General features: G+C 41.8%; 8 protein-coding genes. 1 reads left to right on the plus strand and 7 read right to left on the minus strand.

Annotated features, from left to right (window positions below; genetic code table 11):
- On the minus strand, nt 1–2014 hold a 2014-nt coding region (locus tag G4420_RS19450), incomplete at its 3' end, for a hypothetical protein (RefSeq protein ID WP_163325619.1).
- Nucleotides 2015–2267: 253 nt separating this feature from the next.
- Entirely contained in the window at nt 2268–2903 is a 636-nt protein-coding gene (locus G4420_RS19455; protein ID WP_163325620.1) for a response regulator transcription factor, read from the minus strand.
- A gap of 680 nt (nt 2904–3583) precedes the next feature.
- Here G4420_RS19455 and G4420_RS19460 point away from each other — a divergent pair.
- Nucleotides 3584–4150: a GNAT family N-acetyltransferase gene (locus tag G4420_RS19460; RefSeq protein WP_163325621.1), complete on the plus strand. Its 567-nt coding sequence runs from the start codon at nt 3584–3586 to the stop codon at nt 4148–4150.
- 81 nt (nt 4151–4231) lie between these two features.
- Here G4420_RS19460 and G4420_RS19465 read toward each other — a convergent pair whose 3' ends face one another.
- The 5 genes from G4420_RS19465 to G4420_RS19485 form a co-directional block, all read right to left on the minus strand.
- A complete protein-coding gene (locus G4420_RS19465; RefSeq protein ID WP_163325622.1) occupies nt 4232–6685 on the minus strand; it encodes a helix-turn-helix domain-containing protein in 2454 nt (817 codons plus the stop codon).
- Nucleotides 6686–6749: 64 nt separating this feature from the next.
- Nucleotides 6750–8381: a thiamine pyrophosphate-binding protein gene (locus G4420_RS19470; protein ID WP_163325623.1), complete on the minus strand. Its 1632-nt coding sequence runs from the start codon at nt 8379–8381 to the stop codon at nt 6750–6752.
- 172 nt (nt 8382–8553) lie between these two features.
- Nucleotides 8554–9051 (minus strand): shikimate kinase, encoded by a 498-nt coding sequence (locus tag G4420_RS19475; RefSeq protein ID WP_163325624.1) that lies wholly within the window; start codon nt 9049–9051, stop codon nt 8554–8556.
- A gap of 19 nt (nt 9052–9070) precedes the next feature.
- Nucleotides 9071–11722, minus strand: a complete 2652-nt coding sequence (locus tag G4420_RS19480; RefSeq protein ID WP_163325625.1) for a DNA gyrase/topoisomerase IV subunit A — start codon at nt 11720–11722, stop codon at nt 9071–9073.
- Between the two features lie 46 nt (nt 11723–11768).
- Nucleotides 11769–13604, minus strand: a complete 1836-nt coding sequence (locus G4420_RS19485; protein WP_163325626.1) for a DNA topoisomerase IV subunit B — start codon at nt 13602–13604, stop codon at nt 11769–11771.
- Between the last annotated feature and the right edge of the window lie 814 nt (nt 13605–14418).

Genomic DNA, 14418 nt, shown 5'->3' on the forward strand with positions numbered 1-14418 from the left:
TCAAATCATCAGGATAAGCGTAAACTGTAAATGAACAAGGTGTTTCAATCTTGTTACAGTGGTCTTCTGCTATTGCAGTTACATTCACTACCTGGTCGCCGGTAACACATTCTAATGGCATTACCAAACTTGCAAGTGGTGGATCAAATACAACTACGCCGTCTGAACAGGTACCACCTTCGGTCATGGCCATCAAACCTGCCATCCAGTCGTTCCATGCAGAAGTAATTTCTGACTGTGGACTACAACCATCAAGCATCGGATCGCCCGGACAATCATCAAGGGTCAAATCATCAGGATAAGCTTGTACGGTAAACGTACAGGTTTTCTCTATTGTAGGGAAACAATAACTTTCAGCAATTGCCGTAACGGTAATAACCTGCTCGGCAGGATCGCATTCTACAGGAGAAACAAGCTGGTCCAGCGGTGGATCAAACACAACCACTCCGTCAGAGCATCCGCCGGTCTCAGTCATACTTTCAAGTCCTGCAATCCATAAATCCCAGGCAGTTCCAATTTCTCCTTCGGTACTGCAACCTTCAAGGTTCGGATCACCCGGACAATCGGAAAGCACCAGCGGAGCTGCGTCTGCTAAAGTAAAGCTTGAAGTCTTATCTATCGGATCATCGCAGTAATCATCAACAGTTAAAGTATATTCTACTGTTCCACCACATTTAATGGTTTCCCAAATCGCATCAAACTCAGCAGCGTGAGCCTGAATTTCAGCAATATTCGACTCAATCTCGGTCTCTCCGGGAGCAGGAACTCCTCCGGTAAAATAAAATCCATCTAACCAAGCTTCAAACTGAGTTCTTACAGCTTCTTTATCCAAACAATCACCCAATGAAACCGGAGTTGGAGCAAATACCTCCAAATCGGCAAAGTCGATACCCAGCTGAATTGGCGGACCGGGAATATCTTTTAACTGAGAAGTAGAAGAACTACCCGAAGAACGTGTACGTACGAATACAGTACTTAGTGTAAAACAAGGATTTTCGTCCAGGTTAAATAATGCACTCAGGTTTACTGCACCTTCTACCCATTGGTTAACATCGTAATAATACAAGGTTAATCCTGTAAGCACCTGAATAGAATCCGGTGCTATTTGATCGTAAGCCGGGAATGGCACATAAGTTATCTCGTTATTATTTGTCGCATAGATGGTATTTGCAGGAAAACTATCAATGGGAACGGTGTGATATTCGAACCCGTTTTTGCCTCCTACCGACCATTTATTAAGAATTACATTGGCCACAGCACCTCCGTTGGTCAATTCAACTGTAACCAAAAGGTCGCCTACATTACGCCCGAAATCCGGGCCTTCGCTAGTAAAAATACCATCGCCATCTGCATTGGTGGTCATAAGCAGCGAATCCTGCAGAAACTCAAAATCGATGTAACTGCTACCATTGGTTACCATACGGTCGGCCGCAAATAAACACCAAAGATCATCCGGATCTCCTCCTAAGGCCGGATCACCATAAGTAAAGTGAACAGCCACATTCTGAATTTCGTTTTTAGGTGGTACATTCCCTTCACCCCATGTATAGGTGTTTGGGTTTTCATCAATTTTAGTTTTTTCAAGAAAAGTTGTATAATCCGGATCTCCTGAAATCGAATCCACATAAACAGTGGTCATATCAGGATAAATAGGTCCGTCAAAGCGCAGAATCCCACGACCCGGTCCTTCCCAAAGAACCGTGTCAAATGGAGGGAACTCCGGCCAGTGTGGGACATAAAACCAGTCGCCTGCAACTCCAAAATCCGGTTCTCCAATTGTATCGCCCGGAACATAATTGGCGTATGCATTTGCATCAACAGCAAAACCGTTTACCGGAGTTTGCACCGGTGCGGTGCCCAAATAAACTTGTTGTGCCGTTGTTGTTGTTGATATAAGTGCCATTATTATTAGTAATGGCAACACATAGCATAAACGCCAACATCGATTTAGCGTTTTGAGCCAATGCGGTAAACCCTGTATGCTTTCCGCATCTTTCTCGTAATTTTCTCTCATAATCTGATAATTTTAAGATTAAAAAGTGTTCAAACATTATCTTAAAATCATCTCCGAAAAGTAACGTCTTATGACTTCTGTTTTCCATAACTTGGTTTCTTCGGACTCAACGCCAGGGCACAGAATTGAGTCCTACATCGTTTCAATTTCATGAATGAAAAGTTACGTCGGATTCAACGGGAAGTCAATCGGGTTTAAACCGTAAATTTTGATAGGATTTTTTAATTTAAGAGCTCATTTTTTATAAAAGAAATTACGTAAGAATTTGATTACGATATGCGTATCGAACCATATCGGCTGTAGTGTTAATCTTTAATTTTGAAAGTATATTCCGTTTGTGTGTTTCAACTGTACGTGGACTAATATTTAAACTGGCCCCAATTTCTTTGTAAGATAATCCACGCGAGAACAAGCGAAGCACTGCAACCTCTCGATCGGTAAGAATATGCTGATCTTTTTTCTGGTACTTGCGCTTCTGAATGGCGCTTCTGAATATTTCCCAAACTTTCTTTTTAAAATACTCTCCCCCATTACTTAAAACATGTATTGCTTCCACCAGGTCTTTTCCCTCTGCATCGTTTAATACGAATCCTTTTACTCCCAACCGGATGTACTCTTCAAAACAGTCGGAATAGTTCTGACTTACCAGCAACAGAACCGGAACCTTCGGAAAGTGCCTTCTTATTTTACGCAAAGGTTTTAATCCTGCATTATCACCGTGTACAATATCAACAATGAAAACGTCAGGAGATTTTCCTTTTAACTGTTTTAAAAGGCTATCAATGGTTTCGGTCTGTACTATTACTTCATACTCGTTGTATTGCTGTAAAATAGACTTTATCCCCGCCCCCAACAAAGTAAATCGTTCTAATATGGCTACTTTACACATAACATAATACTTAAAAAAGTGGGTGAAATACCCTTATTCGAACATTTTCAGTCCAAATAAATCAATATTTCATGTTGTTCTAAACATCTTAAATAAGGCTGTAACTAATAGTCCCTTATTTACATTCAATCATTCCAAAAAGCTCTATTTGAGAGTTGCCATTTGAATAGGGATTCGCTTGTGATCCTTGGCAATATGCAAGATACGACAAATTAAGAATACTTGTCAACCCGTAAAATCCCGTAATTTCGGATGGAATTTTACGTAGATAATCGGTAAAATAAAGACTTTATTATCCTAATACAAAACACCATTTCGAAGGTGACGCACAACAAAAGAAGAATTCTCTGACCACTTCGTACACACCAATTCTATTTATAAAATACAGCTCCATTTCAATTATGTTAGAAATAATATGAATGGATCGGAATATGTCAGCTACTGTAATTTTTTTTTAAAATCAGAACCGAGTTTAATTATGTTGCCGGTGTTAAGTCAAATCTGAAATAATACTACATAAGTTGTTTGATCAGTACAAATAACAAACATAATATCATTTGCCACAAAAGCTTCATAAAAAATCTACGTGAGTTAAGAAAAGATTGATGAATAATTTGATTCCAACCAAAACCAATTCAGTAACCTTTTAATGTCCGCGGTCGTTATTAGTGCTAGATGTGATGAAAGGTTTGCAATTCGAATGGACTTTGAATCCCAGCAATCAATATTTTAAATTGAGAAGTGGTGTTTATGCATATGATTTAAGAATAAATATTCCTTTAACGGATAAGTATGACGGTGTTAGCGACCATTTAATGATACGATTGAATGATGAAATAATTGGTGGAGCCCGGCTAACAATCAGCCCCAGTGATGGACTCCCTTTAGAACTGGAAACCTGCCTTCTTGAAAAAATATACTCGAAACATCATCTGATCGATTTTGGTTATGGAGAAGTTACCCGTTTGTTTTTAAGAAAAGAAAACAGAACCCGTGAAACGGTAACTTCTATTTATTCCATGATGAATAGCCGGAGGAAAGAATATGGAGTACATTACCTGTTTTCGTTCCAACCAAAAACTCAAGCCCGGTTAACCGCAATAATATGTAAAAACCTGGGATATGAAACAAAGATTTACATGGTGGACGATATCTGTAAAGAAAGTATGTATAGCCATCTCGGTAAAATATACATTATTGCCATTACAAACAAAAACGATTTGAGATGGCGCTTTCATCCTGAGTAGAATCTTCACTATATTCAGTTTCCGGTATTTTAATAATTACCTCATTTCTACACACGAATATGTATGATGGTGATTTTTCCTTTACTCGTTATGCTGTTCTTTGCATTCCCAATAACTCAAGCCAATCCGCAACTCGCCATAACTAACATCGTTACCAAAATGCGATTTTGCTACGCCAAAGGATTTGTCCTCTGCTTTTTCAAAATAGTCCCCTATTTTTTTCAGTTTCGCTTCGTCAACCAAACGTGTTGCTTCAAGTTCTCCAAGTTTTATGTAATGCGCTAAATGGCTCTCAATGGTATTTGCCGAAAGGGCACGTTCTTTTGCAATCTCTTCAATGGATTTCCCTGAATTAAACAATTCGAAACTAAGCAGCTTTGTATCCACCTTTTCCTTCTTTTCCTTTTTGGGTTCCTGAAGCGGGATCTCCCCTTTTTCAATTTTATTTTCGTTACAATAATGCTGAATTATTGCTGCTATCTCGGTACCAAACTGTGTTATTTTTCGAGGCCCCAAACCATTAATCAGTTTTAAAGCAGCGGCGTCGGTTGGCAGATAGGTGACCAATGCATAAAGTACCTTTTGCGAAAAGATCATAAATGGCGGAATCTCAAGTTCGCCGGCTTTTTCCGTTCGGAAATTACGCAATTGCTCAAACAATTCGGGATTTGGGATATTTTCGAAATCAGTTATTTCTTTAGCCTTTTGTTTTCCTGAAGACTTACTTTGTTTCACCAGTGTTTTGGCACGCGAGTCCATCAGTCGCTTTACATCAAATCCTTCGAGGCACGATTCAAATGCGGTGAGTTTCAATTGGGTGTCATCTTTCAGGTCGTTCACGTAACGTTTCAGCTGGCGTTTTATCTCCTTGTTATCAATATCCAGGTCGATCTTTTTAATTCCGTCGGCCAAAATATGCTGCACCTTTTCGCCAAAATAGGCGGCCGCTTTTTTTGTGCGTTCCTGCAACACATCATTCTTATTCACATCGGGCTGTTGCCGCAACAGATCAGTAATCTGCTTATGGAACTTGGCCGCCACAGCAACAATTTCGTTATCGTGGCCGTTGCGCATTTTTTCAACTTGAGTAATGGTAACTTCAGGGAAACTCCCCTTGTTTTCGTTCACCAGCTTTGTAAGGTTTCGCAATAAGTTTTCCGATCGGTAAAAGCGAAAAATCTCTGTCAACTGTTCTTTTTGAAATTCCAGTTTTGCTGTATTTAATTCCGGCTCGCCAGGTTGGTTCTCTTCCACTTCGCGAATAAAACCACTTACTTTCTGATCGTTGATAATACTCTTGCCTGCAATTGGCGATGAAAGCACCATGCCTTCCAAGGTTTTACAACGACTTAGCGCCACATAAACCTGCCCGTGTGCAAACGAAGCTTCGGCATCAATAATGGCTTTCTCGAACGTTAGTCCCTGGCTTTTATGAATGGTAATTGCCCACGCAAGTTTTAACGGAATCTGGGTGAACATACCTTCCATTTCTTCGCGAATATCGCCCGATTCTTTATCGATTGAGTATTTGTAATTTTCCCAGTTTTGCGGTTCCACTTCAATTTCCTCATCTTCGCCCGGGCACAGTACATAAACACGATCTTTTTCAATCGACTGCACCTGCCCTATTTTTCCATTGTAAAACCGTTTCTCAGGATTGGAGTCGTTCTTCACAAACATCACCTGGGCACCAACTTTCAGTTCCAGTTTAAAATCGGTTGGGTATGAATATTCAGGGAACTTACCCTCAACCGAAGCATTAAACACTTCCTTATTACCGGCTAAAGCACTCAGTTTCGAATCGTTAATGCGCTGTGCACTTACATTGTGAGTGCAAAGAGTTATGTATCCATCGTCGTCGTCCGGAACAAAACCGGGAATATGCCTCGTATTTAAAAGCAGCCTTGCTTCTTCATCCAGTTTATTCTCGCGCACTTTATTCAGCAGCGAAATAAACTTTTCATCCTGCTGACGGAACACCTCGGTAAGTTCAATACTCACATGCGGAAATTCGCCCAATGCCTTACTACTGAAAAAATAGGGTGTGTCGTATTCACGGCGTAACAATCCCCACTCTTCGTTTTTTACTACCGGAGCCAGCTGTTGCAAATCGCCAATCATTAAAACCTGCGCGCCTCCAAAAGGCTTTCGTTTGTTTTTAAAACGCCGCAGTGTGCGGTCAATCGCATCCAAAACATCGGCGCGAACCATACTTACCTCATCGATCACCAACAGATCGAGGCTGCGCATAATATTTATCTTTTCTTTGGAAAACCGCTGTTCACTGCTGAGTTTACTTTCGTTACCCACCTGCGGGGCAAAAGACAATTGGAAAAAAGAATGAATGGTTACCCCCGCTGCATTTATAGCCGCCACGCCCGTTGGTGCCACCACAACCATGCGTTTGGGCGAGCGTTCTTTCAGGCTTCTCAGAAACGTGGTTTTTCCGGTTCCGGCCTTTCCCGTCAGGAAAATATTCTGCCCGGTGTATTGTACAAAATCAAAAGCTAACTGGAGTTGTTTGTTGGTCTTCATTTTTATTCAAGTAAAATTCGAAAATCCGGTTTGTCTATGTTTGAAGATTAAATATAAGCAGAATTTATTTATTGGGCTGCAACACCAATTCATCATATTCATCACTGCTTACAACAGCCTCAATTACAAGGGGCCCATCTGAAGCAAAAGCGTTTTCCAACGCGATTTTGTATTCATCGTTGTTTGTTACACGAACTACCGGAACTCCAAAATAATGATTGGTTGGTTCATCGCTCAAGACATTTAAATCCGTTCCGTAACCGTTATCGAAATTCTTTTTTCTTTGCTTTATACTTATTAGCGACAAACTATTGTCGTAAATCACCACAAAAACGATGTTGAGATTAAGACGTTTTGCCGTTGCCAGTTCTCCGGCCATCATCAGGAAACCGCCGTCGCCCATTAATGCCACAACAGGTAGATCAGGATTACAAAGTTTAGCCGCCAAAGCAGCAGGAATAGCAAAGCCCATACTCGACCAACCATTTGTCATCAACAGTTTGTCGGGTTTGGGAGTACGCCACTGTTGCCCAACCAGGTGCAAATGAGCGCCTACATCAACCGCTAGTATTCCCTCTTCCGGCAGAGCTTTTCGCAATTCTTCAAGCAAAGTCAGCGGCCCAAAACTACCCTGCTTGGGTGTTAACTTTTTGAAGATTTGTTGTTTATTCTCCTGCAGAAACTGAAGGTTCCAAACTTTTCGGTTGACATCCAGCTTAAGCATTTCATTTAAGGCAACTTCAAGTGCTCCAAGCACATTAATTACTTCAGGAATTTGCCCCGCCGCCACATCGGCTTCTTGCTGATCGATATGAATTAACGGAACTTCAGGCATCCAGTCTTCGTAATTAAACTCCACCGGATCGTAACCAATTCCGATAACCAGATCGGCTTGCGAATATACTTTTGCAACCAGGTTTGATAAGGCATGGAAAAGCACTCCGGCATACAATGGATGATTTTCGGAGAACAAACCTTTTGCCATTGGAGTAAGTACCACCGGCACCTGAAACTTTTCGGCCAGTGCAATAAGTTGCTCGCTTACCTGCGCATGCACTGCCGATAATCCAATGGCAAAAACAGGCTTTTTACATTTTTGGATGAGCTTTTCAACTTTGGCAATCTGATCGGCAACCAGAGGCGACCATCGTTTCTTTTCCAACCGCAGGTAATCCACATCTGCCTTCACTTTCTGCACCGGATTTCTGCCAATTCCGGCTGGTATTCCGATATGAACTGCTCCAGGCTGATTGTCAGTTGCAATTCCTGCTCCCTTTAAAATAATTTCTTCAACATTATTCTCATTCAGACGGGTTGTCCACTTAGTAATAGGGAAGAAAAGTTGCTGCTGATTGATGTTCATTTGCACCGTGCGCTTTAACAAATCATCAGGCATTTCGTCGGTAAATGCCAACAGCGGAAAGCGGTCGAGCTGTGCGCCGCCAACGCCTGTGCTTAAATTAGTTGCTCCCGGCCCAAAGGTTGCAAAACAAACGCCCGGCACACCGGTAAGCCGGCCACAAACGCCTGCCATAAAAGACGCCGTAGCTTCGTGTCCTACCAGAATAAAATCAATGCCGTCTTCTTTTCGCAAAGCTTCCACATAATCGATCATGTTTCCACTGGGTACTCCAAAAACATAGCGTACACCAATTTCCTTTAATGTATGAGCAAAAACTTCTGCAACTGTTGACATGCTTCTTGTATTTTATCAAGGCAAAAGTAAAAAGGCAAAAGAACCAGCAAACAAATTAAACTTCCGGACTATAATTTCCTTTGCATTGATATTTGACCAAATATCAGACTAATTTAAAGCGTATTTCGCTAGAATGCAAAAGCAAAAAATTATGGAAAATGAAAGACCTTAATTACGAAATCATTTCCTGAATACGCTCCAGGCTTAAATCGGGTTCGGTAATTTCAAGCTGTGCCTGCGAATAAAATTGCTTCCGCTTCTTAAGTGTTTCATCAATAAAGGCAACCAGTTCTTCGCGCGATTTTCCTTTTATAAGCGGTCGTTCTGTTTTCGAGTTCATAAGTCGGTCGGCAAGAATAGCCGGATCGATGTTCAGAAATACAGTCTTCCCTGTTTTATTCATCAGGTCGATATTATCAAAAAAACAGGGGGCCCCTCCACCGGTAGCAATTATAACGTCGGTGAATTCGGCCAGTTCTTCCAAAGCTTTGCGTTCCCTTTCACGAAAGCCTACTTCGCCGTGGTCGGCAAAAATCTGCGGTACAGTTTTGCAATTTCTTTCTTCAATGTAATCATCCATGTCGATAAACGGTACACCCATGTGTTCCGACAAAAGGCGCCCCAGTCGCGACTTCCCGCATCCCATGTATCCTATCAAATATACTCGCATCTTTTTCTTCTGTTACTGGCTAAAACAAAGAGCCTTGTCCGTCATCTTCCTTTTTGGGTCGGGTTACCTCAAACGGAATATCATCAACATCCTCTTTTTTCTCTGCCTTGCTATCCTGTTCTTGTTCCGGTTCGTCCTCTTCCTCCTCATGATGATCGTAATCATCTTTTATTACCGGCTCAATTTCTTTAATATTATTCACCTCGTAATTACTGAGTCGTTTACCTTTCGCCTTCCACGATTTCACGCCGATAAACTCGGCCACCTCGATAATCTCATTTTCACGCTCGGCATTCTTTCCTCCAAACGTAAGTTCCAAACGCGGATAATGCACCCAGGTTAAACTAATCAGTTTATTATCGTTATTGTCGCCGATAAAACGTATCAATTTTCCTTCCGGCTCATCAATTTCAAAACGTTTTACGTAGTAATATTTCTGGTCGGCATCGTAATAAACTGCCGACAAGATCTTACGTTGATCAAATTTCTCGATCACCAGAATATCTTGCTGGAAGTGGTTACTCAAATCGTAATTATACAACTGGAACTCGCCGTTTTTGTAAATAACCAGGATTTTATCTTCTCCCGAAAATTCTCCTAAGAAAGTTCCCCGGTTATCGGCATTCAGGCGCAATACATCCGAATCGAACCAGATTTTGCGACCACCAAGCGTAGAAACTCCTCTTTCTTTAAGGGTAATTTTATGAATATCGTTTTTACTTAAAATATTTCCCATCGACTGACGGCCTTTGATGGCCAACTCGCCCATATCTTCTTCAAAAACAAGCTTTTTTATCCGTGGCTTTGGCTTCAAAACAATGCGTAAAACTTCGGCTTCGCCATTCGGGTTGGCTGAGAAATAAACAATACGCGAGCCTTTGGTTTCCTTTGTCAGATTGTACTCTTTGTCTCGGGTTACGCCCGTAACAAAAAAGCGTTTCATATAGAAATTGCCCGATTCGCCGTCTTTGTACACCACATTGTAAATGGTGCGTTTATCGTTTTTCTTGAAAACAGCCAGGTGCAAAATATTTTTACCGATAAAAGCTTTATCCGAAACTTTGGTAATAAAATACGAACCATCGCGGCGGAAAACGATTATGTCGTCGATATCCGAACAGTCGCAAACAAATTCTTCTTTCCGAAGCGATGTACCCATAAATCCTTCCTTCCGGTCGACATACAGTTTTTCGTTTTTCACCACCACTTTCGAGGCCACAATATTTTCAAAACTGCGAATTTCTGTTTTGCGCTCTTTGCCTTTACCGTACTTTCTTTTCAGGTGTTTAAACCACTCAATGGTATAGTCAATAATATTTTCGATGTTCTTTTCAACCTCCGCGATTTCGTCTTCTATCGATTTTAGCAAATCGTTGGCCTTATCCTTGTTGAATTTCAGGATTCGTGCCATACGAATTTCCATAAGTTTCAGAATATCCTCGCGGGTAATTTCGCGCTTCAGTTTGGGTTTCCACGGGTCCAAACGGTGATCGATATGCGCTACCGCCTGATCCATGTTTTCCGAATCCTCAAACTTTTTATCCTTGTAAATGCGCTCTTCGATAAATATTTTCTCCAGCGAAGAAAAATGCCACTGCTCTTCCAGTTCTGATTTACGAATCTCCAGCTCGAGTTTCAGTAAGGCTTTTGTTGAATCGGCCGAACGTTTCAGAATTTCGGAAACGCCAATAAAGTGTGGCTTATCGTTTTCGATGATACAGGCATTTGGCGACAACGAAACTTCGCAATCGGTAAATGCATAAAGCGCATCGATAGTTTTATCCGACGAAACACCTGGTGCCAGATGAACAAGAATTTCAACATGCTCGGCTGTGTTATCGTCAATCTTTTTTACTTTGATTTTCCCTTTGTCGTTGGCTTTAATAATCGATTCAATCAGCGTCGTGGTTGTTTTTCCATACGGCACCTCGTTTATTACCAGCGTTTTATTGTCGCGCTTTTCAATTTTTGCACGCACTTTTACCGAACCACCGCGCAAACCATCGTTGTATTTGCTAAAATCGGCCGATCCTCCGGTTGGGAAGTCCGGATATAATTCAAAATCTTTTCCACGAAGGTAATTTATTGATGCATCGATGAGCTCGAGAAAGTTATGCGGGAACAATTTTGAAGCCAAACCTACCGCAATACCATCAACTCCCTGCGCCAACAGCAGCGGGAATTTTACCGGGAGTGTAACCGGTTCCTTTTTACGGCCATCATATGATAGTTTCCATTCGGTAGTTTTCGGATTAAAAAGCACCTCCAAAGCAAACTTGGTCAGTCGGGCTTCGATGTAACGAGGTGCTGCCGCTCCGTCGCCGGTAAGAATGTTACCCCAGTTTCCCTGCGAGTCGATCAGTAATTCTTTCTGGCCAATCTGCACAATGGCATCACCGATCGAAGCATCGCCATGCGGGTGATACTGCATGGTTTGCCCGATAATGTTTGCCACCTTGTTGTAGCGCCCGTCGTCCATTTCGCGCATGGCATGCATAATACGTCGCTGAACGGGTTTTAGTCCATCGTTAATGTACGGCACTGCCCGCTCGAGTATTACATATGAGGCATAATCCAAAAACCAGTCGCGGTACATACCCGAAAGATAGATCACCTCATCTTTTACACTATCGTCCTGAATTTCTTCCTGATTTAAATTCTCTTCTGACATTCTATTCTTTGAAATTTACCGTGCTTCCTATTTGAAGATTTTCCAATTACATTACTTCGTCTTTTTCAACATACAGGTTTTCGATGATGAACTCCTGTCTTTCGGGGGTGTTTTTACCCATGTAGTAGGATAACATTTCTGCCACCGATTCGTGCTTTTTCATTTGCACCGGATCGAGACGGATATCCTTACCAATGAAATGTTTAAACTCGTCGGGCGATATTTCTCCCAGTCCTTTAAATCGGGTTATTTCGGGTTTGCCACGTAATTTGTTTATGGCTTTTACTTTCTCTTCGTCTGAATAACAGTAGTACGTTTTTTGCTTGTTACGCACCCTGAAAAGCGGCGTTTGTAAAATATAAACATGTCCCTTCTTAATCAACTCGGGGAAAAACTGCAGAAAGAAAGTAATAAGCAGCAAACGGATGTGCATTCCGTCAACGTCGGCATCGGTAGCAATAATTACCTTGTTGTAACGAAGGTCTTCCATGCTTTCTTCAATATTCAACGCTGCCTGTAAGAGGTTAAATTCCTCGTTTTCGTACACCACTTTTTTGGTAAGACCAAAAGTATTTAGCGGTTTTCCTTTCAAACTAAATACGGCCTGTGTATTTACATTGCGCGATTTGGTGATCGATCCACTTGCCGAGTCTCCCTCGGTAATAAAAATGCTCGATTCTTCTTTCCGCTCATCTTTTTCGTTGAAATGAACACGGCAGTCGCGCAATTTTTTGTTATGCAGGTTGGCCTTTTTAGCGCGTTGCCGCGCCAGTTTTTTCACCCCCGAAATGGCTTTACGTTCGCGCTCCGACTCCACAATGCGTCTCAGCAAAACTTCGGCAACCTCATGGTTTTTGTGCAGGAAGTTATCGAGCTCAGTCTGTAGAAAATTACCAACGTGTGCTCGCACTGACGGTCCGTTTGGGCCAATATCCCGTGATCCGAGTTTGGTTTTGGTTTGCGACTCAAATACAGGCTCTTCTACTTTAATGCTAACAGCCGCCACAATCGATGCCCGTATATCCGACGGGTCGAAATCCTTCTTGTAAAAGTCCCTGATCGTTTTCACTAAAACTTCGCGAAAAGCCTGTAAATGAGTCCCTCCCTGGGTGGTGTGCTGACCGTTAACAAACGAATAATAATCCTCCCCGTATTGATTACCATGTGTTATGGCAACTTCAATATCTTCGCCTCTGAGATGTATAATTGGGTAAATTGGGTCGTGATCCATATTTTCCTCGAGCAAATCACGCAATCCGTTGCGCGAGAAAAATTTTTCGCCGTTGTATTCAATGGTTAAGCCGGCATTCAGGAAGGTGTAGTTTTTCATCATATTCACGATATAGTCGTTCATATAACGATACTTTTTGAACACTTCCACGTCGGGGACAAACCTCACCTCTGTTCCGTTTCCCTCATCGAGATTTTGATAATCTTTCTCGCCGGTTTTAATCCCCTGGCTAAAATATACTTCTTTAGCCACGCCTTCGCGTACTGCTTTTATAGTAAAATCGGAAGACAGGGCATTTACGGCTTTTATACCGACACCGTTCAATCCCACCGATTTTTTGAAAACCTCGTTATCGTATTTTGCGCCGGTATTCATTTTACTGGCTACATCCACCAGTTTCCCCAGTGGAATTCCACGGCCATAATCGCGGATGGTAACCGAATCCTGATCGACGTTTACAAGGATCTTTTTACCATGCCCCATCATAAATTCGTCGACAGAGTTATCCATCACCTCTTTCAACAAAACATAAATACCATCGTCGGCAGAAGTTCCGTCTCCGAGTTTACCAATATACATACCCGGACGTCGCCGGATGTGCTCCTGCCAGTCTAACGTTTTAATTGCACCTTCGTCGTAGTTTGCGCTCATACTTCAATCTCCAGAATCAACTTTCGAATTTTTCAGGAACTCTGTGTTTATTACGGTTTTGTGCTTAAGGGACTTGGTTTTTTATCAAAGCAACACAGAATTCACCCAATTGTCACAAATATAAACAAATCCTACACTTTGCAAGGGGTTTCGCGCGGGCAATAACTAACAATCACCCGTTGAAAAAGTGTGTATAAAATTAGTGATAAAAGCGGGCGAAGAACCGCAACTCTTTCTACTCAGACCTACGGATTCGCAAAACATTTCCAGGAGATCGCAACACCGATTTCCGGCCACCAAACACCAGGCTATACGATTAAATATCGAAATGAGCCTTTGCTTCGCTTACTCCCAAAGCCTCTTTCGTTTATTATCGGCATTAACTCCCGAATCAAGTTCAGAACAGGCTATTGCAATTTCACTGTTTCGCTTAAGGCTCACATTGAAACGCAATTGGTATTATTTATTGACAGACAAAAGATTTAAGTCTAATTCAGCATAAAATGCCGCGTATTTGCTCTCCCTGATATCAATATCTGCCAGCGAGCTATTCATACCTACATGCGAGCTACTTTTAGGCACCTGCGAGCTATCAATATTTGCTTGCAAGCTATTTATAGAGACCTGCGAGCTTAGCTCGCACACTATTTTTTACACCTCGCATCATTTTATTTATAGCTCGCACCGCTTTTTTAGTAGCTCGCGCCCTATTATTCATACCTCGCAAGGCAATTTTAGCTACAGGGGAGAATAAAAAGAAAAATCGGGTGTCATTTAATATCAATTACATCTCGTTGTGAGCCTTAAGCGAGAC

It is taken from the genome of Draconibacterium mangrovi, from assembly GCF_010586825.1.
GTDB lineage: Bacteria > Bacteroidota > Bacteroidia > Bacteroidales > Prolixibacteraceae > Draconibacterium > Draconibacterium mangrovi.

Excerpts from the sequence above, each read along its gene's own strand:
- G4420_RS19460 (WP_163325621.1), top strand. The coding sequence starts at position 3,584 with ATGAAAGGTTTGCAATTCGAATGGACTTTGAATCCCAGCAATCAATAT.
- G4420_RS19485 (WP_163325626.1), bottom strand. The coding sequence starts at position 13,604 with ATGAGCGCAAACTACGACGAAGGTGCAATTAAAACGTTAGACTGGCAG.
- G4420_RS19470 (WP_163325623.1), bottom strand. The coding sequence starts at position 8,381 with ATGTCAACAGTTGCAGAAGTTTTTGCTCATACATTAAAGGAAATTGGT.
- G4420_RS19465 (WP_163325622.1), bottom strand. The coding sequence starts at position 6,685 with ATGAAGACCAACAAACAACTCCAGTTAGCTTTTGATTTTGTACAATAC.
- G4420_RS19475 (WP_163325624.1), bottom strand. The coding sequence starts at position 9,051 with ATGCGAGTATATTTGATAGGATACATGGGATGCGGGAAGTCGCGACTG.
- G4420_RS19480 (WP_163325625.1), bottom strand. The coding sequence starts at position 11,722 with ATGTCAGAAGAGAATTTAAATCAGGAAGAAATTCAGGACGATAGTGTA.
- G4420_RS19455 (WP_163325620.1), bottom strand. The coding sequence starts at position 2,903 with ATGTGTAAAGTAGCCATATTAGAACGATTTACTTTGTTGGGGGCGGGG.